Raw genomic sequence first — 24,776 nt, 5'->3', positions numbered from 1 at the left:
TCCAACTGGATGGAAGCCCCGACCATGCTCGACCTGCGCCCCAACTGCGAATGCTGCGACACCGACCTGCCCGCCGAAAGCCCGGATGCGCTGATCTGCTCGTTCGAGTGCACCTTCTGCCGCGCCTGCAACGAGCGGCACTTCCACGACCGCTGCCCGAACTGCGGCGGCCAACTGGTGGCGCGCCCCACGCGCGTCGGCAAGGTGCTGGCCAACAACCCCGCCTCCACACACCGTGTACTAAAGCCCCAGGTCCCCTGCGCCTGAGCCTTTGCGCCGAACCTTGCTTGTAGGACTTTTCTACAGGTTGGTGCGGGATTTTCAACACACCTATACTCGCCTATTACCAAGGGTCCTGAATGTCCGTAAGGTGCGCGCTGCCCAGCAAGTCCGCAGCCCGCGCCTGAAATTCAACGCAGGAAGCGGGCTGCACTTTGACAGGAGTGACCTGAATGACATCCGTGCTGTTGGTCGATGACCACCACATTGTGCGACTCGCCGTACGCATGCTGCTCGAACGTGAGCGCTTCACCGTCGTGGGTGAAACCGGCAAAGGCAAAGAGGCCGCCCGCCTGGCCGAGCAGACCAAGGCAGACGTGGTCATCCTCGACATCGGCCTGCCGGACCTCGATGGCATGGAAGTGATCAAGCGCCTCAAGCTGATCGACCCGCCCCCACGGATCATGGCCCTGACCGGCCAGCCCGCCGACCTCTACGTGCGCCGCTGCATGGACGCCGGCATCTCGGCCTTCGTCAACAAGGATGAAGACCTCGATGCCCTGGTGTTCGCCCTCAAGGCCTTGGTCAAAGGCTACTCGACCTTTCCGCAGATGGCGGTCAACAGCAACACCCTGGAAAGCGAGACCGAGCGCCTGGCACTGCTGTCCAACCGCGAAATGGAAGTGCTGCGCCGACTCAGCGCCGGCCAGAGCAACAAGTTGATCGGCGAGCAGATGAACCTCAGCGCCAAGACCATCAGCACCTACCGCGGCCGGATCATGGAGAAGCTCAAGGTCGAGTCGCTGGTGGAAATGGTTGACCTGGCCAAACGCAACAACGTGGCCTGAATCATGATCAAGGGCACCCTGCTGTGCCTGCTGCTGGCCATGCTGCCAGCATTGCCCGCTCACAGCGAAGCGCACAGCGAATCCCGCCATCTCCTGGCCCGCGCCCTGAGCGCGGCGCCTCCTCTGACGCTGGCCGCATCCGACCGTCAGTGGCTGGCCAGTCGCGGGCGCCTGGTGCTAGGCAGTTCGCGCCCCGACTACCCCCCCTTCGACATCAACAACAGCCAGTCCGACTACGAAGGCCTGAGCGCGGACTACGCCGGACTGATCGGCGAGCAGTTGGGGGTGCCGGTCGAGGTGCGCCGCTATCCGAGCCGCGAGCTGGCCCTGGAAGCGCTGCGCGCTAGCGAGATCGATCTGCTGGGCAGCTCCAACGCCTTCGAGGCCAATGACGCGCAACTGGCCCTCAGCCTGCCCTATGCCGACGACCTGCCGGTCATCGTATCGCGCAAGGACCAGGCCTTGCGCGACGGTGACGACCTCGCTGGCCTGCGCCTTGCGATGGTGGATCATTACCTGCCCATACAGGCGGTGCGACGCCTCTATCCTCACGCACAACTGGACCTCTATCGCTCGACACTCGCCGGAGTCGCTGCGGTTGCCCTGGGGCAGGCCGACGCCTATCTGGGCGACGCCATCAGTACTGACTATGCGATCGCCAAGGGTTTCCAGGAAGCGGTCAAGGTCGATCACTTCGTCAAGGCTCCGGCCAGCAGCTTTGCCTTTGCCCTGACCCAGGACAACCAGCGCCTGCTGCAACTGGTCGACCTGGCCCTGGGCCGCATCGCCGACAGCGAACGGCTGAACATCCTGCGCCGCTGGACCGGCGGTAGTACCAGCCTGCTGCTCGACCGCCGCCTTGATGCCCTGACCCAGGAGGAGCGCGACTGGATAGTGCAACACCGGCAGGTCAGCGTGATGATCAACACCACACTGGCGCCCTTGAGCTTCACCGACGCCCAGCAGCAGCCACGGGGTATCGCCCTGAACCTGCTGGAGCGTATCGGCCTGCGTACCGGCTTGCGCTTCAAGCTGGTCGAGTCGGATTCGTTCGAGAACATGGTCGAGCAGGTAGCCCAGGGCAAGGTGGACATGATTGGCGCCATCGGTTACGGCGAGCACCGCGCCCAACGCCTGCGCTACACCCGTCCTTACATGATCAGCCCACGGGTACTGGTCACAAGGCGGGACGCGGCCCCCCTAGAGCCGGAGCAACCACTGAAAGGACTGCGGGTGGCGCTGCTGCGGGGTTCGCCGCTGCGCGAAGGCCTCGAACGGCAATATGGCGAACTGCGCATCGTGGAAGTGGAGAACCCTCTACAACTGATGGAGGCCGTGGCCAACGGTAATGCCGATGTCGCCCTCGGCTCGCACATCAATGCCAGCTATTTCATCAACCAGGTGTTCAAGGACCGTCTGCACATTGCCGGCCTGCATGGTGACGAGCCGGCCCTGGCGACCTTCGCCGTAGGCCCCGCACAGCCTCAGTTGCAGGCGATCCTCGACAAGGCCCTGCTAAGCATTCCACCCGACGAGCTGGAACAATTGGTCAACCAGTGGCGGACCAACACCGCGGTCAGCGACAGCCCCTGGCGCAACTACCGCACGCTGGCGCTGCAGGTACTGGTGCTGGCCGCCCTGCTGCTGGCCGGTGTGGCGTTCTGGAACAGCTACCTGCGCAAGCTCATCCATCAGCGCAGCGAAGCCCAGCGCGCACTGCAGGAACAACTGGCGCTCAGCCGCGGCCTGCTCGAACAGTTGCGCCAGGCCAAGGACGATGCCGAACAGGCCAGTCGGGCGAAAAGCACCTTCCTGGCAGTCATGAGCCATGAGATCCGTACACCGATGAACGCGGTCATCGGTCTGCTCGAGATGGCCCTGGAGGACAGCCGGCACGGCCATAGTGACAGCCAGGCGCTGGAGGCGGCCCATGGATCGGCGATCGGCCTGCTCGACCTGATTGGCGATGTGCTCGACATATCGCGCATCGAGTCCGGCCACATGACACTGCAACCGGTGGCTTGCGATCTGCTCGAACTGATCCGTGCGACCCTGCGGGTTTTCGAAGGCAGCGCACGTCTCAAAGGGCTCGCGCTGGATGCGCTGCTGCCCGCCTCGCCCGCGTGGCTGCTGGTCGATCCGCTGCGTTTCAAGCAGGTGCTGTCAAATCTGCTGAGCAACGCGATCAAGTTCACTGACCAGGGCGGGATCGACGTGTCGCTGGCTGTCGTCCCGATCGATGCCGACCTGCTTGAGGTCAGGCTGCAAATCAAGGACAGCGGCGTGGGGATCAGCAGTAGCGATCAGGCACGTCTGTTCACCAGTTTTTCCCAGGTCGATGGCCGGCAGGCACGCCAAGGGGCGGGCCTGGGCCTGGTGATCAGCCGCGAGCTGTGCGAGCTGATGGGGGGCGAGCTGCACCTGAACAGCATCGAGGGCCTGGGCACCCAGGTCGAAGTGCATCTACGCCTGCCAGGCGCCGAGCCTCCTGCCACCGAGCCTGCCGGCAAGGCCTTGATCGAAGCCGGTGCTGGCCCGCTGCAAGTCCTGGTCGTCGATGACTACCCCGCCAACCTGTTGCTGCTCGACAAGCAACTGCGCTCGCTGGGTCACCAGGTGATCCTCGCCGACCAGGGCAAGGCCGCGCTGTCGCTCTGGCTGGACGGCCATTTCGATGTGGTCATCACCGACTGCAGCATGCCGGTCATGGACGGCCATGAGCTGGCCCGCCAGATTCGTGCACGGGAGCACGATGAAAACCTGCCCGCGGTTCGAATCATCGGCGTCACTGCCAACGCCCAGGCCGAGGAACGCCAGCGCTGCCTGGACAGCGGCATGGATGAATGCCTGTTCAAGCCGATCGGCCTGCAGGCGCTCAAGGCCTGCCTGCCGCTGGCCGCCGAGACGCCCCGCGCCAGCGGCTTCGACCTGGCGCAGCTGCGCCACCTCACCCAGGACGATGACAGGCTGGTCAGGCGCCTGCTGGAGCAATTGGCGCAAAGCAGCGCCGAAGACCTGCAGGCACTGCACGCACTGGGCGCCAACCCGGCAGCCGACGCCCTCGCCCCAGTGGTCCATCGGGTCAAGGGCGGCGCGCGGATGCTCAAGGTCAGGGGCGTGAGGCAGGATTGCGAAGCGCTGGAGCAGGCCATAGCCCAGGGGCAGCCTGTTGAACAACGGCTCGCCCAGCTACGGTCGAGCCTGTACACCCTGGAGCACGAACTGCGCCAGAGCCTCAGTGCAATTGAAGGGTCGAATTGATCTGGCTGATGGCGTCCACCACGTGCCGCGAACCCTGCTGGATCTCCATGATCACCGTACCGGCTTCGTTGGCCAGTTCCACGCCCAGGCCGGTGCGGGTCAGGCTCGACTGCATGCTGGCCACCGCGGTCAACGACAGGTCATGGTTCTGCCGCACCACTTCGACGATCTCCAGGGTCGCCTTGCTGGTGCGCGCCGCCAGGTTGCGCACCTCGTCGGCGACCACGGCGAAGCCTCGGCCATGCTCGCCGGCCCGGGCCGCCTCGATGGCGGCGTTGAGCGCCAGCAGGTTGGTCTGATCAGCGATGCCGCGGATGGTCAGGACGATCTGCCCGATCACTTCGGACTGCTTGCTCACCGCGTCGATGGTGCGGGCGGCGTCGTTGAGCTCGCAAGAAATCTGCTCGATCACCTCGACCGCCTGCTGCACCACCTGGGTACCCTTGCGTGCGCAGGCATCGGTCTGCATCGAGCTGGCATGGGCAGCGTCAGCGGCGGTCTGCTGGGTGCTGACCTGCCGGGTGATGTCACTGGCAAACTTCACCACCTTGTACAAGCGGCCCTTGTTGTCGAAGATCGGGTTGTAGGACGCCTCGAGGTAAACGGTCTGGCCCTGTTTGTTGACCCGCTCGAAGCGATGTGAATGGTACTCACCGCGGTTGAGCGAGGCCCAGAAATCGCGGTACTGGGCCGACTCGCGTTCATGGGGCAGGCAGAACAGCCCATGATGACGCCCCACCACCTCCTCAAGGCGATAGCCCATGGTGTCGAGGAAATTCTGGTTGGCCTTGATCACGCGCCCGGCCGGGGTGAACTCGATCACCGCCATCGAACGGCCGATGGCCTTGAGCAGGCTTTCGCTCTCGTGCTCCTCGATCACGTGGCGGGTGATGTCGGAGGCCACCTTGATCACGCTGGTCACCTGCTGGCGCTCATCGATCACCGGCATGTAGCTGGCCTCCAGCCACACCTCACGGCCCGCCTTGTCCAGGCGCTCGAACGTACCGCTGATGGCCTTGCCCTCGCCCAGTTCGCGCCAGAGTTGCTGGTACTCGGCGCTCTTGGCATAGACCGGGTCGCAGAACAGCCGGTGGTGCTTGCCGCGGATCTCGTCGGCGCTGTAGCCCATGGTCTTGCAGAAGTTCTCGTTCGCCTCGAGGATCGTGCCATCCGGCGCGAACTCGATCATCGCCATGGAACGGCTGATCGCTGCCAGCTTCGCCTCCATGCCCGCCAGGGCCTGCCGGCTGCGCTGTATCTCGATCAAGTCGGACTTGCGATGGTACTCGAACATGGACCGGGCCTCCTGTGCTCACGGAATGTCCTGAGCATAGATCGGCGCCGAAGGCATGCAAGCGATCTGATATCACTTTCGCATTAGGCATTTGTGCCGTCTGTCCGGTCATGGCCGGGCGTGGGCATGGTCTGCCCGCTTGAAGCGCCGCTTTCAACCTATGTGGCAGCGGCCCGTGCAGTAGGTGCGTTCAGAACAACGGTGCTGGAGGCAGCAACGACAGGCCTAGACTGACAACCTGTAGAATCGCCGGAACCTCACGTAACAAATGACCATTCAACAGGAATCGCATGGTATTCAATGAGTGCTCTCTCATCGAGTCGGTAGCCACCACCCTGGATCAAGCAAGAAATGCAGAACTCGCCTGTGACAGGGCCTCCCGGCAGCCAATCACCGACAGAATTTTACTGAATGAATCGTACTCTGCCGCCTCTCAGGAGTTGCAAACTCATTTACAGGCTGCATTCAGAGAGATCTGTCTGCTGGCCGAGAAGCTTGGAGTACTACAGGGCCTATCTACATTCCACCGCGACTTTGAAAACGCACTCGAAACGAGTGAGCTCGAGCCTTGCCTGAACGAGGGGCGTGGTTTCTCCCCGGCACTCAAGGTGCTCGAAGTGTTTTTCAACTCGCTCCAAGTAATCTCCGGGCACACGCGAACTACCGCGATCCAGGCGTTTGAACACATTCTGCGCAGTACGCCGAAGATGTTCGACGACCTCTTCGACCCTCCTGCCAAGGAGGTTGAAGTTCGAAACGCCGTATGGAAGGTCGCCCAGTTCGCCTTTCCCGACATCCAACGGGAAGCTGTGATCCCCGGCTCATTAAAACTGCATCGTACCGACCTTGCCGTTCCCTCCTTGCGAACCGTGGTCGAATTCAAGTTTGCCCGAACCCTGACAACGGCCAAGTCCTGTGTCGACGAGTTCTACTCCGATATGAAGGCGTATACGCAGACCCATCAATGGGCGCACTTCTATGCAGTGCTCTATATCCGCGGAAACTTCATGACCCAAGCCGATTTGGACCAGGCCTTCAAGGAAAAAAACGCTGATCGTAACTGGACACCGATCCTGCTCACGGGCCCAGTAAAAGGGAACTGATGCCATGCCTGAAGCCCGACAACCTGCCACATTCAAGGCAAGGCCTCGCAATACACTCTCCTATACTCAGGAGGCGCCGACATAGCGACGGCGCCTTACCGGAGGGGTACGCATGAAGATCGTGGTCACCAGCATCCTCGTCGACGACCAGGCCAAGGCCCATGCCTTCTACCACCATGTCCTGGGCTTCGAGCCCAGGCACGACATCCCCATGGGCAAGTACCGCTGGCTCACCCTCACCTCCCCCAATGATCCCAATGGCGTCGAGTTGCTGCTCGAGCCCGATGCCCATCCAGCGGCGAAGACCTACAAGGCCGCCCTCAAGCAGGACGGCATCCCCGCCACTTCGTTCGGCGTGCGCGATATCCAGGCTGAATATGAAAGGTTGTGCAAGGCGGGCGTGCACTTCACTCAGCCACCTACTGCCATGGGCCCGGTCACCGTGGCCGTGTTCGACGACACCTGCGGCAACCTGATCCAGATCGCCCAGCGCCATTAGCCACCTTCGTGCAGCCCGCGAGGTTTTCCTCGTGGGCTGCTACATTGCTGACTTCCTCCAGCGCAGCCAGAACAAGGACACCCCATGCGCTACGAATTCAGCGAAGTGCTCAACGACCTGGTCGACTATTTCCTGCTGGGCGATATCCAGCTGCTCGAACAGTTCAAGGAAGACCAAGACCTGCCCGACGACCTGGCGCGCGCGTTCACCAGCAGCGACAGCGGCGACCTGGCGGTGCAACAAGGGGTGATCCTGCCGCTGGCCGGCGTCGACAACCTGCCCTACCGCATCCTGTTCACCCTCGACGAACGCACCCCGGCACTGCTCGAGCCCGGCAGCCGCCTCAAGCACCGTCGTCCGGGCCATGTGCTGAGGGTCGACCACGGCGCCGTGATGCTGTTCACCTGGCGCATCCTGCAGCACTTCACCAACAAGACCCTGGGCGATCTGCTGGCGCGCTACCAGGAGCCGGGGCGGCCGATCATCGAGCTGGACAACGGTTGGTATTCGGTGGAGGTGCTCGCGGGCGCCGTGGTGCGCGACGGTTTGTACGAACCGGCGTTCGAATTCGTCATGAAAAAGGCCTATGCGCGCCCACAGGCCTCGGAGGTGGATGTCGGCTACCGGTACACCTTGCGCGGTTACTTCGACTGACCGGGGCCGCTCCTGCAGTGATGGCGTGAACCGCGCCATTGCTGCAGGAGCGGACCTTCATCCTTCAGGTGTGATGGATATCCCGATCCTTGGTCTCAGGCAGGAAGAAGATACCCAACACCGCGGTCATCACCGCAATGACGATCGGATACCACAGCCCGTAGTAGATATCCCCGGTCGCCGCCACCATGGCGAAGGCCACCGTCGGCAGGAAGCCACCGAACCAGCCGTTGCCGATGTGGTACGGCAGCGACATCGAGGTGTAGCGGATCCGCGCCGGGAACAGCTCCACCAGCCAGGCAGCGATCGGCCCGTAGACCATGGTCACGTAGATCACCAAGATGGTCAGCAGCAGCAACACCATCGGGTAGTGGATCTTCGCAGGGTCGGCCTTCTCGGGATAACCGGCCTCTTTCAGGGCACCGGTCAGGGTGGCGGTGAAAGCGTCGGCCTGCGTCTTCAGTTCAGCCGCGGCCAGGCCTGTCCCCTCGAAACTCGGGATCACCCGCTCGCCGATACGGATCTGCGCCACGCTGCCAGGCTCGGCCTTTTCGTTTTCGTACGGGATCGCCCGCTTGGCCAGCAGGCTCTTGGCGATGTCGCAGGAACTGGTGAAGCGGGCCTTGCCCACCGGGTCGAACTGGAAGGCGCACTGCCCGGGGTCAGCCACCACCACGACCGGGTTCTGCTCCTGGGCAACGAACACATCCGGGTTGCCGTACTCGGTCAGCGCCTTGAAGATCGGGAAGTAGGTCAACGCGGCAATGATGCAGCCGGCCATGATGATCTTCTTGCGCCCTATGCGGTCGGACAGGCTGCCGAAGACGATGAAGAACGGCGTGCCGATCAGCAGCGAACCGGCGATCAGCAGGTTGGCGGTCTGCGGGTCGATCTTCAGTGTCTGCAGCAGGAAGAACAGCGCGTAGAACTGCCCGGTGTACCACACCACCGCCTGGCCGGCGGTGCCGCCGAGCAGTGACATGATCACCACCTTGAGGTTGTCCCAACGGGCGAACGATTCGGTCAGCGGCGCCTTCGACGCCTTGCCCTCGGCCTTCATCTTCATGAACACCGGCGACTCGTTGAGCTGCAGGCGGATGTACACCGAAATCGCCAGCAGCAGGATCGACAGCAGGAACGGTATCCGCCAGCCCCAATCCTCGAATGCCTCGGTGCCCATGGCCGTACGGCAGGCCAGGATCACCAGCAGCGACAGGAACAGCCCGAGGGTGGCGGTGGTCTGGATCCACGCGGTGAAGAACCCGCGCTTGCCCTTGGGCGCATGCTCGGCCACATAGGTGGCAGCGCCGCCGTACTCCCCGCCCAATGCCAGCCCCTGCAGCAACCGCAGGGTGATGAGGATCACCGGCGCGGCCACGCCGATCGTCGCATAGCTGGGCAGCAACCCGACCACCGCGGTGGACACGCCCATGATCACGATGGTGATGAGGAAGGTGTGCTTGCGCCCGATCATGTCGCCCAGGCGACCGAACACGATGGCCCCGAATGGCCGCACGGCAAAGCCGGCGGCGAAAGCCAGCAAGGCAAAGATGAACGAAGTGGTTTCGTTGACCCCGGCGAAAAAGTGCTTGGCGATGATTGCCGCCAGCGAGCCGTACAGGTAGAAGTCGTACCATTCGAACACGGTGCCCAGCGAAGAGGCGAAGATGACCTTGCGCTCCTCCCGGGAAATGCCACGTTGGGGCGCGCTACTGCCCGTGGATGCGCTGTCAAGGACCGCCATGGGTCGCCTCCGTCTGGTTGTGGTAGACCGGAGTGCTCCATCAGGTAGCCAAAGCACGCACCCAGGCCCAAAGGCATTGCAGGCTGCGCGAAGCACGACGAGGCATCGGCCTCGAATCGCGGCAAGTCACTTCAAGCATAATCGGCCTTTGCACGATAGCCACTCGCCTGGGTGATCGAGCGCCGAAACGGATAGGGAACCGGCAATGAGCGAAGCACAGCACAGCGCCTGGCGAGGTCGGCTCTGGCTGGCCGATGATCACGGCCTGCTGCTCGGCACGGCGGGCCACACCGGTGTCCATGCCCACTATGCCCACCAGGTAGTGCTCGCACTCGAGGGCCAAGCCTGCCTGCAGGTCAATGGCGAAGAGCAGCGCGGCGACATGCTGGCCATCGCCTCGTTGCAGCACCACGCCATTCTCGCGCCCGGCACCACCTGTATCACCTTGTTCGCCGAGCCCCTGGCGTTTTCCCTGGAGACCTTGCTCGACGTCTGCCGGCAAGCCCCCCGCGATATCTCAAGCCTGGCCCAGGCGTTGCGCCAGGCACCACGCCGCACTTTGGATCCGCGCCTGGCGCGGGCCCTGGCACGGATTCGCGCGCTGGACGAGCAGCGCCTGCCGGCCACGGAGCTGGCACAGGCTGCGGCGCTGTCGGTCAGCCAGCTCGAACGCCTGTTCAGTGGCCGCCTGGGCCTGTCGGTGCGGCGCATGGTGCTGTGGCAACGCCTACGCGTGGCCCTGGGCGAGGCGCTGTCCGGTGCCAGCCTGACCGAGGCGGCGATGGCCGCCGGCTTCGCCGACTCGGCGCACCTGAGCCGCAGCCTGCGCCAGCAATTCGGCATCCGCGCCAGCGAAGCCCTGCGCCACCTGCGCTCAGACGTGCTCTAGCGCCTGACGTAGGTTGTTCGGCACGGCTACCGGCGGCTGCGCCGTGGCCGCTGGACGGAACGGCTCACGCAGTTGCGCAAGGTACGTTTTGGGATAGTCCGGACGGTCGCCGATGCCCATGTCGTCATCGGCCAACCCATAGCCCGGCAGGTGCAGGGCAGTGCCGAGCAAGCGATCCCAGACCGGGAAGAACAGCGCGAAGTTGACGTCGCCCAGGGTGCCGTACTTGAGGTGGTGCAGCCGGTGCACGGGGGCCCAGGCGAAAAGATGGCGCAGAGCGCCGATGCGCATGTCGACATTGCTGTGCTGCAACAGCAGCTGGACCGCGATGCAGAACGCCAGCAACGCCGCCACGTCCTGCGGCAAACCCAGCAGCAATAATGGCAGCACGCCGCCCAGCCCCTCGGCCATCTGGTGCAGCGGGTGCTTCATCAAGCCATTGAAGCCGTACAGCCGGGTCACGCTGTGATGCACCGCGTGCAGGCGCCAGAGCAGCGCGCTGCGATGGCTGGCGTAATGCACCAGGGTGATGCCCAGGTCGGCCAAGGGCAGCGCCAGCAACAGTTGCCCGAGCACGGGCCAGTGGCTGGGCCACAGGCTTGTGGCCGGCAGCCAGCCGGCGAACAGCGGGATGGCGGCGATGCTGGCGATATTGAGGGTTTCGTTGACCAGCGCGTGCAGACCATCGCGCCCGCCCTCGCCTGCCGCCTCGCTCCAGGCCGGTTTGTAGGGGCACAGCGCTTCGCAGGTGAACGACAGCAGGATCGCCACGCCAAGCAGGGGCAGCAGCCAGAGGATATCGGCGCCAAGATCGATCAGCCACACCGCGGTGGCAATGAAACCGAAGAAGAAACACGGGGCATAGAGGATACGCATGGATGGCTCCAGTCATGGTTGGAGCCGCCAGTGTTGCCTGGTGCCTGACCTCAGCGATTGAACGAACGGCGCATCTGTCGCAGCGATGCTCTACAGGGTCGGTGTATCCGCGGCTCGGGCTGCCAGCTGTCTACGCATCTCGTCGTTGGCGCCCTGGGCCTGGGCGAGGATGGCGCGCAGCCCCTGCACTTGCGCGTCACGCTGCTGCAGTTGCTCGTCCAGCAGGGTGCCCCGGGCCGTGGCCTGGCGATGTTCGGCGAGCAGGCGCTCATTGTCGCGGTGCAGGCGCGTCAGCTCGTCCTGACGCGCCAGGGCGCCCTGCTGCAAGGTCTGCAACTGGCCTTGCAGCTGGCGCACCTGGGTCTCGTTGCGGCGTTGGTCCTGTTGGCGCTGCTCGAGGCTGGCGCGCAGTTGCCCGTCCTTGTCGGCCAAGCGCGCCTGCAACTCACCCTGTGACTGGCTGAGGCTGGCGCTGCGCAACTGCTCGGCCTGCAGGCTGGCCTGGGCGGTCGAGAGGCGTTGGGTTTCGGCATGCAACGCAGTGGTCAGGGCCTCGACCTGGCGCAGCGCGCCGGCCAGGTCGCGCTGGGTCAGTTGCAGCTCGGCCTGCATCGCCGCACAACGCGCCTGCGCCGCCTGCTCGGCGGCGGCGATCCGGGCCTGCCCCTCCTCCTGCAACTGGGCGGCCAGTTGTTCGACCAATCGCGCCAACGGTTCGCTCAAGGCCCCCTGGCTGCCCAGCAACTCCAGCGGCTGCCGGTCCAGTTCCTTGAGGTAGCGGTGGATAGTGGTCTTCGAGCCGGTATTACCCAGCTCGATACGTACCGCATCAATACTGGGGTGTTCACCCCGGGCCATCAGTGCCTGCCGTGCCTGCTGAACGGAAGCCTTGTCTATGCCATTGCGGGCCATTGCTCATTCCACCTATTCATACCATGGCATGTACCATGCAATTCGGCGCAATACTGCACGGCCCTGCCCCTCGATTCAAGCCTGCGGGTGAAATGTCATTCAGCGGCCTGTTCGAGGAAATCCACCGGCGGCACGAAGAACAACCCGCCGGTAACGGCGCGGCTGTAGTCCAGCAGACGATCGTAGTTGCCCGGCGGCTTGCCGACGAACATGTTCTCGAGCATCTGCTCGATCGGCGCGGGCGACCGGGCGTAACCGATGAAATAGGTACCGAACTCCCCGGCACCGGGGCGGCCGAAGGGCATGTTGTCGCGCAGGATCTTGATCTCTTGCCCGCCCTCTTCCAGGGTGGTCAGCGAACTGTGCGAGCAACTGGGCTTGCTCGCGGCATCCAGTTCGATGTCGGCCAGCTTGGTGCGCCCTATGATGCGCTCCTGCTCCTGGGTCGACAGCGCCTCCCAGCCGGCCATGTCATGCAGGTACTTCTGCACCAGCACATAGCTGCCGCCGGCGAACGCCGGGTCCTCGTCGCCGACCAGGGTGAAGCGCGCCACGTCCCGCGGACCGGGGTTCTCGGTGCCATCGACGAAGCCGATGATGCTGCGCATGTCGAAATAGCGGAACCCCTGTACTTCATCGACCACCGTCACCGCCCCGGCCAGGCGCTTGACCAGCAATGCCGCCAGCTCGAAGCACAGGTCCATGTGCTCGGCGCGGATATGCAGAAGAATGTCGCCCGGTGTGGCAAGCGCCTTGCGCGTACCGCTGCCGAACTCGCGGAAGGAATGCAGGCCGGCCGGTTGCGGCGCACCGAACAAACCCGCCCAGGCCACCGCGCCGAAGCCGATGACGCAAGACAAGTTACCGGCCGGCACCCGCTTGCCCACGGAACGCACCAAGCCGCCAAGGTCGGCGCACAGCGCCCGCACAGCGGCCACGGATCGCTCGCCCGGATTGAGCGTGGCCACCAGAAACATCGCACTACGGGTGATCGGGCTGTCGACAGCCTGCGGCTCGATCTTGACTGTATTCACCAAGGCTTCCTCTCACGCTGGGTTTGATCGCTTGTGGTATAGCACAGCGCGGCTGAACAACCGCACCTCATAGATGCGCTCTATCAACTCATCCAGCCTATCGATTTGACCGCGTCAAATTGCCTCAGATAACGTGCCGCCCGCTTCGAAGTTGCCTGTTCCCTCCACCACGAGCCGAACCGCGCTGGCCTCGTCCCATCGTTACCAGATCCGCCCAATGGTACCGCCGTTATCCTTGCGTTCGAGTTGTTGAAATGTCTGTGAATACCCCCTCCCGGATCACCGAGCTGGTCATCGAAGCCGGTACCCGCAAAGCCCACCTGCCCACCCGCGCCACCTTGATCCTCGGCTTCCTGGCCGGCGCGTTCATTTCCCTGGGCTTTCTGCTGGCGATCCACGTCAGCACCATGATTCCCCCGCAGTGGGCCTCGTTCGGCACGCTGCTCGGCGCCGCGGTGTTTCCCATCGGCCTGATCCTGGTGATCCTGGCCGGTGGCGAACTGCTCACCGGCAACATGATGAGCCTGCCCCTCGCGATGTTCGCCGGGCGTATCCGCCTGCGGGCAGTGGCGCGCAACTGGACCCTGGTGACCCTGGCCAACCTGCTGGGCGCGCTGTTCGTCGCCTACTGCTTCGGCCATCTGCTGGGGCTGACCGAGGGCGCGTATCTGGGCAAGACCCTGACTGGCGCCACCAGCAAGGTCAGCGCCGACTTCCTGCACGCGTTCGTCTCCGGTATCGGCTGCAACTGGCTGGTATGCCTGGCGGTGTGGCTGTCTTACGCCAGCCGCGAGATGAGCGGCAAGATCCTCGGCATCTGGTTCCCGATCATGGCCTTCGTCGCCATCGGCTTCCAGCACGTGGTGGCCAACATGTTCCTGATCCCGGCGGCGATCTTCGCCGGCTACCTGAGCTGGGGGCAACTGGCAGAGAACCTGGTGGCGGTGTTCCTGGGCAACGCCGTGGGTGGGGCGATCTTTGTCGGCCTGGCCTACTACGTGTCGTTCGGCGTGCCTGCGCAGGAACAAGGCGCATTGCACTGATACCACCCCACCGAAGCGGTGGGGTGTTTTTCGTCGATGTCCTGGTTGTGTGCGAACTCAGTTGTCCTTGCCCAGCACATAGCGGTCGAAGTGCTGGATATGCTCGTCAAGGTTGTCTTCGAGCATCATCCGGTACTGCTCGCTGAAGTACTTCAGCAACTCCTCGCGCGCCGCAGCCATCTCCGCCGCGGACTTGAAACTGCGCGCCGCCATCCAGGCATTGAAGCGGCTGGCGGCGAAGGTCATCGAAGCGCTGACCTTGCCGAGGTCCTCGAGCTTTTCGATCTGCTGGTTGGCCAGTTCCACATGCGCATCGGCGCGGTCGTAGAAGGCCTGGTCGGTGGCTTGTGCCATGGGAATCTACCTATCGGAAAACGTTGCGCTCAGGCGGTCTTGGCCTGAACGGTGAACAGGCTGGCCCCCAGCGTCATGAACGACACGCCGAACAGGCGATTCATCAAGCGAGCGCGGCTTGGTGCCGCCAGCTTGCGCTTCAAGGCCTGGGCCAGGAGGACATAGAAAGCATGGGCCAGGATCGAGCACAGGGCGAAGGTGCCGACCAGCAGCCCGAGCTGACTATCGGCGCCGTTGCCCGAGCCCATGAACTGCGGCAGGAAGGCGGCGAAGAACAGGATGGCTTTCGGGTTGGTCAACGCCACCGTCACACCGTTGAGCATCAGCCGGCGGTTGCTGACCAGGGCCTTGACCGGTTGCTCTAGCTGGTCAAAGGCACTGCTGCGGCTTTTCCACTGCTTGACGCCGAGGTAGATCAGGTAGCTCGCGCCCACCACCTTGAGCAGCAGGAAAGCGCTGGCGGAAGTCTGCAGCAATACCCCGAGGCCCGCACTGGTGGCGGTGGACACCACCAGCAGCCCGAGCGCGTTGCCCAGCGAGCCGAGCATCGCCCGCTTCGGCCCGTGCGACAGCGAGTTGGACAACGCCATGATGACACCCGGGCCTGGCGACAAGGTCACCACCATCGAGACAACGACAAATCCGAACCAATCGTGCAGCGACATCCTTGTACATCCTCGGGCCGATTACATGAGGCGGCGACTGTAACAGAATGCCGCCCCGCTCCGGAATTGGCGCTGCGCCTGATTTCCCCGTGCTATATCAAGCCTGAGAATCCGCCAGTACCGTCCCCACCGGCCGTTCTTGCGTCGGTGCACGGTTGCAGGCCACGAAATCCTCCTGGCGCAGCACCACCAGCGCCACCAGCGACGCCACGCCGGTGCCCACGTAGAAGTACCAAGGCGCGGTGATATCCCCGGTCACCTTGATCAGCCAGGTGGAGATCAGCGGCGCGCTGCCGCCGAACACCGCCACCGGAATGTTGTAGGCCATGGCGATGCCGGTGGAGCGGATGCGCGTCGGCAGCAGCTCGCTCATCAGCGCGTAGGTCGACGACGCATACAGCCCAAACAGGATCGCCACCGCCATCAGCGGCCAGAACAGGGTCGCCGGTGTGGCGCCCGGCGCGGTCTTGAAGAACCAGTACATGGCCAGGGTCGCCAACGTGCCGATCACCATCAGGAACGGCTTGCGCCCGTAGCGATCGGTGAAGGCGCCGCCAAACGGCATCACCAGCGCCGCCGACAGGCTGGCGACGAACACATAGAGCAAGGTGGTGCCGCTGTCGAACTTCAGCGTGTTGGACATGTAGGTCGAGGCGAAAGTCAGCACCAGGTAGAAGATCGAGCTGTGCAAGGTGATGATGAAGAACACCAGGGCAATCGAACGCTTCCACTGCCACACCTCGCGCAGCGGCGCCTTGGAAGTCTGCCCGGCCTCCACCAGGGCGAGGAACTCCGGGCTGTCCTCGAGCTTCAGGCGGATATACAGCGAGATGAAGCCCAGAGGGCCGGCAATCAGGAACGGAATCCGCCAGCCCCAGTCCTGCATCAGCTCGGCGCCCAGGGCCCAGGTCATGCCATTGGCCACCGCGCCACCCAACAGCAACCCGAGCACCGCCGTGACCATCAGCCAGCAGGTGGCGAAGCCCCGACGGCCGGGGCCGGCGTATTCGGAGATGAAGCTGGTGATGGTGCCGATCTCGCCCCCGGCGGAGAAGCCCTGCACACAACGGATCAGCACCAGCAGCACTGGCGCGGCGATGCCGATGCTGGCGTAGGTCGGCAGCAGGCCGAGCAGGAAGGTGGAGCCGGCCATCATCACCAGCACCGTGATCAGCGTGCGACGGCGGCCGATCTTGTCCGCCAGCGGGCCGAAGAACAGCCCGCCCAAGGGCCGGATGAAGAAGCTCAGGGCAAAGGCCGCGAAGCTCGCCAGCAGGCTGCTGGTGGGGTCGTCGGAAACGAAGAAGGCCTTGCCGATATACAAGGCCAGGAAACCGTAGACGCCGTAGTCGTACCACTCGATCAGGTGGCCGGTGGTGGCGCCGATGAAAGCCCGGCGCCGCTGGCGCTGGGTGCTGGCGGGTGACATGCCCATGCGGGTAACTCCTGTCGTGTCGCTTTCCATGAAATGTCGCGGCTCAAGCGCTGCCGAGCGACCCGTCCGGGTCCTGCAGCCATTGGCGCAACTGGGTCTTGAGAATCTTGCCATAGCTGTTTTTCGGCAGCTCGGCGCAGAACAGGTACTTCTTCGGTTTCTTGAACGAGGCCATGCGCGCCAGGAACCACTGATTGAGTACCTGGGAGTCGAGGCTGCCCGCCGTGCGCGGCACGACGAAGGCCACCACCGACTCGCCCCACTCGGCGTCGGCCTCACCCACCACGCAGGCCTCGAACACTTCGGGGTGCTGGATCAGCACTTCCTCGACCTCGCGGGGATAGATGTTGCTGCCCCCGGAAATGATCACGTCCTTGCTGCGGTCGGTCAGCGACAGGTAGCCCTGGCCGTCGAGAAAGCCGATATCGCCGGTGTGCAGCCAGCCATCCACCAGGGCCGCCGCGGTGGCCTGGGGATTGTCCCAGTAACCCTGCATCACCACCGGGCCGCGCACGACGATCTCCCCTGCTTCGCCAGCCGCCGTCACGCGGCCCGCGCCATCGACCACGCGCACCTCCACGCAGGCCTGGGCGCGGCCAACAGAAGCGGCGATGGCCGGCCAGCCCGGGTTGCCACGGTCGGCGATGGCCTCGCGGGACAACGCGCTGATGGTCATCGGGCATTCGCCCTGGCCGTAGATCTGCACCAGGCGCGGGCCGAAGGTATCCAGGGCATCCACCAGGTCCGCCAGGTACATCGGGCCGCCGCCGTAGACGATGGTCTTGATGCCTTCGCCGGCATAGCCCTGCTCGCGCGCCTGCTCGACCATGCGCTTGACCATGGTCGGCGCGGCGAACAGGCTGACCTGCCCCAGCGATCGCGCCAGGGTGAACAGCTCCGCCGCCTGGAAACCACGGGACAGGGGCACCACGTGCCGGGCGCCGCAACGCACGTGGATGAAGTTGTACAGCCCCGCGCCGTGGGACATCGGCGCGGCATAGACCACGGCGTCATCGGCGGCTACCGGGTCGACGTCCAGCGGATAGCACAGCGACATGGCGATCAGGTTGCCATGGGACAGCATCACCCCCTTGGAACGCCCGGTGGTGCCGGAGGTGTAGAACAGCCAGGCCAGGTCGCTGTCCAGGCGTGGGTGCGGCGCCTGCAGCTCATCGCTGGCCGGCAACCCCGGCATGCGCTGGACAGGCGTGGCCAGCTCGCGACAACCGTTCGGCAATGCCAGGTCGGCGAACAGCTGGCCCTCGTCGGTGAAGATCAGCCGCGCCCCGGCATTGCCGGCGATCCACGCGCCCTCCAGGGCGTGCAGTTTGTGATTGATCGGTACCGCCACCGCCCCGCACCACCAGATCGCATAGAGCAGTTGCAGGTAGTCGCAGCTGTTCTTCATCAACAGCGCCACCCGCTCGCCCGGTTCGATACCGTGCACATGACGCAGCTCCAGCGCCTGTGCCCGCACCCGGGTGGCAAACATCCGGTAGTCGGCGATCTGCCGCATCCCCTCGAACAACGCCGGCCGCCCAGGCCAACGCTGGGCCGCATCCTGCAACCAATGGGCGATGTTCATGGCTCAGACCCTGACGGCTTGCAGCACGCTGGCGTAGTTGGCCACCGCCATCCCGCCCATGTTGAACAGCAGGCCGAACTCGGCATTGGGCACGCCCAGGCCGATGGGCTTGCCGGTCAGCTGGGCGAAGCCCAGAGCATGCATCGACACCCCGGTGGCCCCCACCGGATGCCCCTTGGCCTTGAGCCCGCCGGACAAGTTCACCGGCAAGCGCCCACCCTGGCGCACGATGCCGTCGTCCAGGGCGCGGTGCCCCTCGCCACGCGGCGCCAGGCCCATGGCTTCGTAGATCAGCAGTTCGGCGATGGTGAAGCAGTCGTGCACCTCGGCGAAACTCAGGTCGTTGAGGGTCACTCCCGCCTCGCGCAGCGCCCCGTGGATGGCCCGCTGCGGCCCCTCGAAGGCCAGCATGTCGCGGCGCGACAACGGCAGGAAGTCATTGACCTGAACCATCGAGCGGATCGCCACCTGGCGCCGCATCGAGCGGGCGCGGGCAGGCGAAGCCAGGATGATCGCCGCAGCACCATCGCTGATCAGCGAGCAGTCGGTCAGGCGCAGGGGCGCCGCGATCAGCGGGTTGCTCGGCGACACCTGGTTGCAGTGCTCGAAGTCCATCACCCGGTGCATCTGCGCCAGCGGGTTGGCCATGGCATTGGCGTGGTTCTTCACCGCGATCGCCGCCATCGATGCCAGTGGGCTGTGGTAGCGCTCGGTGTATTGCTGGGCGACCTGGCCGAACAGCTGGGCAAAACTCAGGCCGGCCTCCTGCAAGGCGTTCTGGTAACCGGCGCCGGCCAGCGCCCGGGTGACCTCGACCGTGCTGTTGCCGGTCATCTTCTCCGCGCCGACCACCAGCACCAGCTCGGCGGCGCCGCTGCGGATCGCGTTGATCCCGGCCTGGATCGCCGCCGAGCCCGAGGCACAGGCGTTTTCGCAGCGGGTGGCGGGTTTGAAGCGCAGTTGCGGGTCGGCCTGCAGCATCAGCGAGGCGGGGAAGCCGTCGGCCACCAGGCCCGAGTTGAAGTGGCCGAGAAACAGCGCGTCGATCTCGGCGGCGTCGATGCCTGCATCCTGCAAGGCATCGCGGGTGACCTGGACGATCAGGTCTTCGAGGTTCAGGCCATCCAAACGACCGAAAGGGCTGTGCGCGGCGGCGACGATGGCGACGGAATCGTGGAACATGGTGTTTTCTTCTGTCCTTGAAGCGGGTATTGCATACAATGTGTCAGCACCCGAATCCCACGCTAGTTGGGGCAACTACGTACACGAGTAAGTAGTGAGCCTTACGGGGCATGACCATAAGCACCGAGGCAGGAAGCCTGATGACCGTACCCACCCACGCCTCCCCGGACCTCGAGCGCCTGGCGTTCCAGGTGTCACCCGCGCCGCAACTGATCACCGGGCATCGGCGCATGCTCGACTGCAACGAGGCCTTTGCCCGGCTGTTCGGCTACACCCGCGAGGAGCTGCGCGGGCACCTGACCCTGCTGCTCTACCCTTCCCAGGCCGACTACCAGAGCATTGGCGAGCGCAGCGAGCACTGGCTGCGCAACGGTCTGGGCGCGTTCTATTCGGACGAGCGTTTCATGCAGCACCGCAACGGCGAGGTGTTCTGGGCCCGGGCCCAGGGCTTTACGCTGACGGCGGAGGATCCATTCAAACTGATGATCTGGCATTTCGAACGGCTTGACCGGCAGCCGGCGCCAGCGGTGCAACTGACGCCTCGGGAGCGGCAGATTTCGTCGCATATCGTCAACGGGCTGACCTGCAAGGAAGTGGCGCGGCAGTTGGGGATATCTCATCGGACGGTGGAAGTGCATCGGGCGCGGTTGATGAAGAAGTTGCAGGCCAAGAACAGTGCGGAGTTGGTATCGAGGATAATTTTCATCAGTTGAGCTGAGTGCGACAGGCCAGCCGAACCTTGCAATCCCTCCGCCACCCCGAGACAATGCGAGCAATTACCATTTACACCTTGGATCCCGCTCTATGTCGACGCTCGACCGCTCGGCGCTTCACCAGCTGTACTGCGAAAACAACGGCTGGCTGAAAAGCTGGCTGCGCGCACGCCTGGGCAATGCCGCCGATGCGTCCGACCTGGCCCACGACACTTTCCTGCGGGTGATGACTGCCCGCAACCAAGGCCCCATTCGCGAGGCGCGCAGCTACCTCAGCGCCATTGCCCGCGCGCTGCTGATCGACAAAGTCAGGCGCCGCGCCATCGAGCAGGCCTACCTGCAGGCCCTGGCCCTGCGCCCGGAGCCGGTCGAAGTGTCGCCGGAGACGCGCCTGTCGATCATCGAAATGCTGGTAGCGGTCGATGCACTGCTCGACGAACTGGGCCCCAGGACCCGTGACATCTTCCTCGCGGTGCAACTGGAAGGGCTGACCTACGCGGCGGTCGCCGAACGCTTCGATGTATCGATCACCACAGTCAAGAACCATCTGATCCGGGCCATGACCCGCTGCCTGCTGGTGGTCGACAATTGAGGGCCGGCCAGTGGACCTGAAAACCCTCGAGGCGGCCGCGACCTGGTACGTGCAACTCAATGACGGTGATGCCGACACAGCACGGACCCAGGCCTGGCGCGATTGGCTGGCCGCGAGCCCCGCGCATGCCGAAGCCTGGTCGCGGGTGGAGAAACTCCAACACCAGTGGTCAAGGGTGCCGCGCCAGGCTGCGCTGTCAGGCCTGGGCGCGGCCCAGGCGCAGCGCCGCGAGGTGCTCAAGGTGCTGGGCCTGCTACTGGCGGTCGGTGGCGGTACCTGGTTGGCCAGCGAGCAGGTGCCCTATCGCGCCCTGCTCGCCCAGCAGCGCACCGGCAGCGGTGAACGGCGCTCGCTGCACCTGGACGACGGTTCGCAGCTGGAGCTGAACGTCGACACCGCACTCGACGTGCGCTTCGACGCCCAGGTGCGGGCGATCCAGTTGTATCGCGGCGAGATCCTGATCAGCACCGCCCGCGACGCCGCCCGCCGCCCGTTCATCGTGCACACCGACAACGGCAGCGTGCGTGCGCTGGGCACGCAGTTCAGCGTGCGCCAAACAGCGCAGCAGACACAGGTCGGCGTGTTGCAGTCCGCCGTCGAGATACGCCCGCAACGCCACCTCGACCAGGTGTTGCGCCTGGACGTCGGCCAGCAGGCCGGCTTTGACCGCGACGCGATCGGCCGCGCACAAGCCCTGCCCGCCGATTCCGCGGCCTGGGTCCAGGGCATGCTCAGCGTGAACGACTGGCGCCTGGGCGATTTCATCGCCGAACTGGGCCGCTACCGCCCCGGCGTGCTGCGTTGCGCGCCGTCCGTCCAAGGCATGCGCATTTCCGGCTCGTTCGCCATCGATGACACCGATATCGCCCTGGCGAACCTGCCGAAATCCCTGCCCGTGAGGGTGCGCTACCTGAGCCGTTACTGGGTCAACGTCGAACCTGCCTGAGCCCGGCGCCAAAAAAAGTTTTTCGCAATCTTGCTGATTTCGATTCTCGTCCGTCCATGACACAAGCCGCGACGACAGCGACTTTCCGCCATGACACGCAAGGATCACCCAATGCCCCTGCTCCAGCCCAGCACCCGCCTGCGCCACGCCATCCACCGGTTCACCCTCGGCCTGTCCCTCGCCACCGCGCCTGGCCTGATGTTCGCGCCGGTCGACGCCCTGGCCGTCAGCCAGACCGCCTACCACATCGCAGCCGGCCCCCTGGGCAACGCCATCACCCAGTTCGGCGTACAGGCGGGGGTGACCATTTCGTTCGACACCGAGCAGACCCGGCATCTCTCCACCCCCGGGCTCGACGGCAGCTACAGCGTCGAGGAAGGCCTGCTGCGCCTGCTTGGCAGCAGCGGGCTGCAAGCCCAGCGCCAGGGCAATGGCGGCTATGTGCTGATCCCGGCTGACAATGGCCCCGCGATGGAGCTGGGGCCGTTGACCATCGACGCCAACCGCCTCGACGCCACCAGCGAGGGCACCCAGTCCTATGCAGCGCGGGCGGTGACCATCGGCAAAGGCGTGCACACCCTTAAGGAGACGCCGCAGTCGGTCACCGTCATGACCCGCAAGATGCTCGACGACCAGAACCTCAACACCCTGGAACAGGTGCTCGACAAGACCCCCGGCATCACCGTCTACGACTCGCCCATGGGCGGCAAGTACTTCTACTCGCGCGGTTTCAACCTCGACGGCCAGTACCAGTACGACGGCGTACCGCTGGACGTGGGTGGCAACTATGTGCAGGCCAACAGCTTCTCCAGCGACATGGCCTTCTACGACCGGGTCGAGATCCTCAAGGGCGCGGCCGGCATGATGAAAGGTTCCGGCTCATCGGCAGGCGGCGTCAACTTTGTGCGCAAACGTGGCCAGGACAAGGCCCAGACCACGCTGACCCTGTCCGCCGGCACCTGGGACAACTACCGCGGCCAGGTGGACGTGGGCGGCCCGCTGAACGAATCGGGTACCGTGCGCGGCCGCGCCGTGGCCACCCTGCAGGATCGCCAGTACTTCTACGACAATGCCAAGCGCCAGGACCAGGTGCTGTACGGCGCCCTGGACTGGGACGTGACGCCTGACACCACCCTGGGCGTCGGCCTGGCCTATGAAGACATCGATGCCTCGCCCTGCTACCACGGCCTGCCCCGCTATGCTGATGGCAGCGACCTGAAGCTGTCGCGCTCCACCTGCCTGGGCGCCAGCTGGAACGACCAGCAAAGCCAGCGCACCACCGGTTTCGCCGACCTCAAGCACCGCTTCAACGACGACTGGAGCCTGAACTTCGCCTCGGTCTACACCCACAACAACCAGAATATCGAGTACGGCTACGCCGAGGGCGCGGTACCGGTCGGTGCCGGCAGCGCCGCGATCGGCCGCTACGCCGGGCGATTCGACTACGACCAGGACGACTACGGCTTCGATAGCTACCTCGACGGCAAGTTCGAGGCATTCGGTCTCGAGCACGAGTTGATCGTCGGCGCCAACGCCAGCCGCCAGAAGACCCACGATTACTTCGCGCTGATGCCGCTCAACGGTACCCAGAACCCCTTCGACCCGTCACCGGCCTTCCCACACCCCTCCAAGGACGAGTTTCTGGCCAACCCCAGCCGTGGCGGCAGCGAACCCACCGACTCAACCACCACCCAGTACGGCACCTACGCCACCCTGCGCCTGAAACTGGCCGAGCCGCTGACCCTGGTGCTCGGCACGCGGGTGAGCTGGTACCGCAACAAAAGCGATTCCTACACCCAGGCCTGGGACTACTGGGTGCACAACCGCAGCCAGGAGAACGGCCAGGTCACGCCCTTCGCCGCAGTGCTCTATGACCTCAACGATGAATGGACCGCCTACGCCAGCTACGCCGATATCTTCCAGCCGCAGAGCAACCTGGTGAACGCCCAGGGCCAGGCCCTGCAACCGAAGACCGGCGCCAACTACGAGCTGGGCATCAAGGGTGAACTGTTCGGCGGCGCGCTCAACACTACCTTCAACCTGTTCCGCACCATCGAGGAGCACCGCGCCGAAACCGACTTCGTCGACACCTGCAAGGGCTCGGGCGACCAGTACTGCTACACCGACAGCGGCAAGGTGCGCGCCCAGGGCTTCGAAGCCGAGGTCAGCGGCTCGCCCATCGAGCGCCTGCAACTGCTGGCGGGCTACACCTACACCCAGACCAAGTACCTGAACACCATCAACCAGACCGAGCCGACCGAGCTCAACTTCACGTCCAGCTTCATCCCGCGACACATGCTCAAGGTCTGGGGCGACTACCAGCTCGCCGGCGCGCTCGACCGCTGGACCGTGGGTGCCGGGGTATCCAGCCAGAGCGAGAACTTCCGCCGCCAGGGCAACCTGAGCATCGAGCAAGCGGGCTACACGCTGTGGAGCGGCCGCGTGCAGTACCGCCTGGACGAACACTGGAGCCTGGCGCTGAACGGCAACAACCTGCTGGACAAGCGCTATTACTCGACTGTGGGGGCCACTGGCTGGGGCAACTACTACGGCGAGCCGCGCAACTTCATGGTGACGCTCAAGGGGAGTTTCTGATGGGGGCTGGGATGTAAGCGCCGGGCCTTTCCAGGTGTTCGCCACGAAGGCTTCTGCGCCTGTTAGATCGAGCGCCGCCCGCGCGGCGCATCGCGGATGAATCCGCTCCTACATTTTTTGCAACGTACCGAACCTGTCAGGCCATGGTTGCCAGCCTTGGCGCAGGTCTTGAGATGAGTGGGGCGGCAGCAATGCCCACAGAAAAACCGCGTCGAGCACATAAGGCTCACAACCATGGCCTATCAGGCATGGCCACGTTGCAACAGATGTAGGAGCGGATTCATCCGCGATGCGCCGCGCGGGCGGCGCTCGATCTCATAGGCGCTGCAAGGG

21 protein-coding genes and 2 pseudogenes are annotated in these 24,776 nt (G+C 64.6%); 12 read left to right on the top strand and 11 right to left on the bottom strand.

Going from position 1 to position 24,776, the window contains the following annotated elements; translation table 11 throughout:
- Positions 1-24 precede the first annotated feature (24 nt).
- From CCOS191_RS11600 to CCOS191_RS11590, 3 genes are all read left to right on the top strand, one after another.
- The gene (locus CCOS191_RS11600; RefSeq protein WP_046855326.1) at positions 25-267 is read left to right on the top strand and encodes a DUF1272 domain-containing protein; all 243 of its coding nucleotides are present in this window, start codon (positions 25-27) and stop codon (positions 265-267) included.
- Between the two features lie 185 nt (positions 268-452).
- Complete coding sequence (locus CCOS191_RS11595; protein WP_028690792.1) at positions 453-1,067, top strand: response regulator transcription factor; 615 nt, start codon at positions 453-455, stop codon at positions 1,065-1,067.
- 6 nt (positions 1,068-1,073) lie between these two features.
- Positions 1,074-4,328 (top strand): transporter substrate-binding domain-containing protein, encoded by a 3,255-nt coding sequence (locus CCOS191_RS11590; RefSeq protein WP_046857758.1) that lies wholly within the window; start codon positions 1,074-1,076, stop codon positions 4,326-4,328.
- Here CCOS191_RS11590 and CCOS191_RS28710 read toward each other — a convergent pair.
- Positions 4,303-4,722: pseudogene (locus CCOS191_RS28710) on the bottom strand (methyl-accepting chemotaxis protein); the annotation flags it as partial. The gene CCOS191_RS11590 and the pseudogene CCOS191_RS28710 sit on opposite strands and share 26 nt — an antisense overlap.
- A 117-nt stretch (positions 4,723-4,839) precedes the next feature.
- Positions 4,840-5,556 (bottom strand): annotated as a pseudogene (locus CCOS191_RS28705) (PAS domain-containing protein); the annotation flags it as partial.
- Positions 5,557-5,912: 356 nt separating this feature from the next.
- Between CCOS191_RS28705 and CCOS191_RS11580 the strand changes: the two are divergent.
- From CCOS191_RS11580 to CCOS191_RS11570, 3 genes are all read left to right on the top strand, one after another.
- On the top strand, positions 5,913-6,725 hold the full coding sequence (locus CCOS191_RS11580) for a hypothetical protein (protein WP_046855324.1): 813 nt from the start codon (positions 5,913-5,915) through the stop codon (positions 6,723-6,725).
- A 112-nt stretch (positions 6,726-6,837) separates the two neighbouring features.
- Complete coding sequence (locus CCOS191_RS11575; RefSeq protein ID WP_046855323.1) at positions 6,838-7,224, top strand: VOC family protein; 387 nt, start codon at positions 6,838-6,840, stop codon at positions 7,222-7,224.
- A gap of 84 nt (positions 7,225-7,308) precedes the next feature.
- On the top strand, positions 7,309-7,878 hold the full coding sequence (locus CCOS191_RS11570; protein WP_046855322.1) for a hypothetical protein: 570 nt from the start codon (positions 7,309-7,311) through the stop codon (positions 7,876-7,878).
- Between the two features lie 64 nt (positions 7,879-7,942).
- Here CCOS191_RS11570 and CCOS191_RS11565 read toward each other — a convergent pair whose 3' ends face one another.
- Entirely contained in the window at positions 7,943-9,622 is a 1,680-nt protein-coding gene (locus tag CCOS191_RS11565; protein ID WP_046855321.1) for an MFS transporter, read from the bottom strand.
- Between the two features lie 205 nt (positions 9,623-9,827).
- On the opposite strand from CCOS191_RS11565, the gene CCOS191_RS11560 reads away from it, so the two are divergent.
- Complete coding sequence (locus tag CCOS191_RS11560) at positions 9,828-10,511, top strand: AraC family transcriptional regulator (protein WP_046855320.1); 684 nt, start codon at positions 9,828-9,830, stop codon at positions 10,509-10,511.
- Here CCOS191_RS11560 and CCOS191_RS11555 read toward each other — a convergent pair.
- The 3 genes from CCOS191_RS11555 to CCOS191_RS11545 form a co-directional block, all read right to left on the bottom strand.
- On the bottom strand, positions 10,497-11,387 hold the full coding sequence (locus CCOS191_RS11555) for a sterol desaturase family protein (RefSeq protein WP_046855319.1): 891 nt from the start codon (positions 11,385-11,387) through the stop codon (positions 10,497-10,499). The two genes, CCOS191_RS11560 and CCOS191_RS11555, sit on opposite strands and share 15 nt — an antisense overlap.
- 90 nt (positions 11,388-11,477) lie before the next feature.
- Entirely contained in the window at positions 11,478-12,299 is an 822-nt protein-coding gene (locus tag CCOS191_RS11550; protein WP_052752597.1) for a DNA-binding protein, read from the bottom strand.
- A gap of 95 nt (positions 12,300-12,394) precedes the next feature.
- Positions 12,395-13,333 carry a Dyp-type peroxidase gene (locus CCOS191_RS11545; RefSeq protein WP_442963665.1) on the bottom strand — a complete coding sequence of 313 codons (939 nt, stop codon included), beginning with the start codon at positions 13,331-13,333 and terminating at the stop codon, positions 12,395-12,397.
- A 254-nt stretch (positions 13,334-13,587) separates the two neighbouring features.
- Here CCOS191_RS11545 and CCOS191_RS11540 point away from each other — a divergent pair, with 254 nt between their 5' ends.
- Entirely contained in the window at positions 13,588-14,376 is a 789-nt protein-coding gene (locus CCOS191_RS11540; RefSeq protein WP_046855318.1) for a formate/nitrite transporter family protein, read from the top strand.
- A 57-nt stretch (positions 14,377-14,433) separates the two neighbouring features.
- Here CCOS191_RS11540 and CCOS191_RS11535 read toward each other — a convergent pair whose 3' ends face one another.
- The 5 genes from CCOS191_RS11535 to CCOS191_RS11515 form a co-directional block, all read right to left on the bottom strand.
- Entirely contained in the window at positions 14,434-14,730 is a 297-nt protein-coding gene (locus CCOS191_RS11535) for a DUF3144 domain-containing protein (RefSeq protein ID WP_046855317.1), read from the bottom strand.
- 29 nt (positions 14,731-14,759) lie between these two features.
- Positions 14,760-15,395, bottom strand: coding sequence for a LysE family translocator (locus CCOS191_RS11530; RefSeq protein WP_046855316.1), 636 nt, complete (start codon positions 15,393-15,395; stop codon positions 14,760-14,762).
- A 97-nt stretch (positions 15,396-15,492) separates the two neighbouring features.
- Positions 15,493-16,830 (bottom strand): MFS transporter, encoded by a 1,338-nt coding sequence (locus CCOS191_RS11525; RefSeq protein ID WP_046855315.1) that lies wholly within the window; start codon positions 16,828-16,830, stop codon positions 15,493-15,495.
- A gap of 43 nt (positions 16,831-16,873) precedes the next feature.
- Positions 16,874-18,415, bottom strand: coding sequence for a class I adenylate-forming enzyme family protein (locus CCOS191_RS11520; RefSeq protein WP_046855314.1), 1,542 nt, complete (start codon positions 18,413-18,415; stop codon positions 16,874-16,876).
- Between the two features lie 3 nt (positions 18,416-18,418).
- A complete protein-coding gene (locus CCOS191_RS11515) occupies positions 18,419-19,597 on the bottom strand; it encodes an acetyl-CoA acetyltransferase (protein WP_038706289.1) in 1,179 nt (392 codons plus the stop codon).
- A gap of 140 nt (positions 19,598-19,737) precedes the next feature.
- On the opposite strand from CCOS191_RS11515, the gene CCOS191_RS11510 reads away from it, so the two are divergent.
- The 4 genes from CCOS191_RS11510 to CCOS191_RS11495 all read left to right on the top strand — a co-directional run bounded on the left by CCOS191_RS11510 (position 19,738) and on the right by CCOS191_RS11495 (position 24,443).
- Complete coding sequence (locus tag CCOS191_RS11510) at positions 19,738-20,310, top strand: LuxR C-terminal-related transcriptional regulator (RefSeq protein ID WP_046855313.1); 573 nt, start codon at positions 19,738-19,740, stop codon at positions 20,308-20,310.
- Between the two features lie 91 nt (positions 20,311-20,401).
- Positions 20,402-20,902, top strand: a complete 501-nt coding sequence (locus CCOS191_RS11505; protein ID WP_046855312.1) for a sigma-70 family RNA polymerase sigma factor — start codon at positions 20,402-20,404, stop codon at positions 20,900-20,902.
- Between the two features lie 10 nt (positions 20,903-20,912).
- Entirely contained in the window at positions 20,913-21,848 is a 936-nt protein-coding gene (locus CCOS191_RS11500; protein WP_046855311.1) for a FecR domain-containing protein, read from the top strand.
- 111 nt (positions 21,849-21,959) lie between these two features.
- A complete protein-coding gene (locus CCOS191_RS11495; RefSeq protein ID WP_046855310.1) occupies positions 21,960-24,443 on the top strand; it encodes a TonB-dependent siderophore receptor in 2,484 nt (827 codons plus the stop codon).
- Positions 24,444-24,776 lie beyond the last annotated feature (333 nt).

The sequence above is a fragment of the Pseudomonas sp. CCOS 191 genome (assembly GCF_001007005.1).
GTDB classification, from domain to species: Bacteria; Pseudomonadota; Gammaproteobacteria; order Pseudomonadales; family Pseudomonadaceae; genus Aquipseudomonas; species Aquipseudomonas soli.
The sequence above is the reverse complement of the archived record's forward strand: the minus strand, read 5'-3'. Positions and strand labels throughout refer to the sequence as shown.

Excerpts from the sequence above, each read along its gene's own strand:
- CCOS191_RS11510 (WP_046855313.1), top strand. The coding sequence starts at position 19,738 with ATGACCGTACCCACCCACGCCTCCCCGGACCTCGAGCGCCTGGCGTTC.
- CCOS191_RS11525 (WP_046855315.1), bottom strand. The coding sequence starts at position 16,830 with ATGGGCATGTCACCCGCCAGCACCCAGCGCCAGCGGCGCCGGGCTTTC.
- CCOS191_RS11540 (WP_046855318.1), top strand. The coding sequence starts at position 13,588 with ATGTCTGTGAATACCCCCTCCCGGATCACCGAGCTGGTCATCGAAGCC.
- CCOS191_RS11580 (WP_046855324.1), top strand. The coding sequence starts at position 5,913 with ATGGTATTCAATGAGTGCTCTCTCATCGAGTCGGTAGCCACCACCCTG.
- CCOS191_RS11565 (WP_046855321.1), bottom strand. The coding sequence starts at position 9,622 with ATGGCGGTCCTTGACAGCGCATCCACGGGCAGTAGCGCGCCCCAACGT.
- CCOS191_RS11550 (WP_052752597.1), bottom strand. The coding sequence starts at position 12,299 with ATGGCCCGCAATGGCATAGACAAGGCTTCCGTTCAGCAGGCACGGCAG.
- CCOS191_RS11555 (WP_046855319.1), bottom strand. The coding sequence starts at position 11,387 with ATGCGTATCCTCTATGCCCCGTGTTTCTTCTTCGGTTTCATTGCCACC.
- CCOS191_RS11495 (WP_046855310.1), top strand. The coding sequence starts at position 21,960 with ATGCCCCTGCTCCAGCCCAGCACCCGCCTGCGCCACGCCATCCACCGG.
- CCOS191_RS11520 (WP_046855314.1), bottom strand. The coding sequence starts at position 18,415 with ATGAACATCGCCCATTGGTTGCAGGATGCGGCCCAGCGTTGGCCTGGG.
- CCOS191_RS11600 (WP_046855326.1), top strand. The coding sequence starts at position 25 with ATGCTCGACCTGCGCCCCAACTGCGAATGCTGCGACACCGACCTGCCC.
- CCOS191_RS11535 (WP_046855317.1), bottom strand. The coding sequence starts at position 14,730 with ATGGCACAAGCCACCGACCAGGCCTTCTACGACCGCGCCGATGCGCAT.
- CCOS191_RS11570 (WP_046855322.1), top strand. The coding sequence starts at position 7,309 with ATGCGCTACGAATTCAGCGAAGTGCTCAACGACCTGGTCGACTATTTC.
- CCOS191_RS11575 (WP_046855323.1), top strand. The coding sequence starts at position 6,838 with ATGAAGATCGTGGTCACCAGCATCCTCGTCGACGACCAGGCCAAGGCC.
- CCOS191_RS11530 (WP_046855316.1), bottom strand. The coding sequence starts at position 15,395 with ATGTCGCTGCACGATTGGTTCGGATTTGTCGTTGTCTCGATGGTGGTG.
- CCOS191_RS11560 (WP_046855320.1), top strand. The coding sequence starts at position 9,828 with ATGAGCGAAGCACAGCACAGCGCCTGGCGAGGTCGGCTCTGGCTGGCC.
- CCOS191_RS11595 (WP_028690792.1), top strand. The coding sequence starts at position 453 with ATGACATCCGTGCTGTTGGTCGATGACCACCACATTGTGCGACTCGCC.
- CCOS191_RS11515 (WP_038706289.1), bottom strand. The coding sequence starts at position 19,597 with ATGTTCCACGATTCCGTCGCCATCGTCGCCGCCGCGCACAGCCCTTTC.
- CCOS191_RS11505 (WP_046855312.1), top strand. The coding sequence starts at position 20,402 with ATGTCGACGCTCGACCGCTCGGCGCTTCACCAGCTGTACTGCGAAAAC.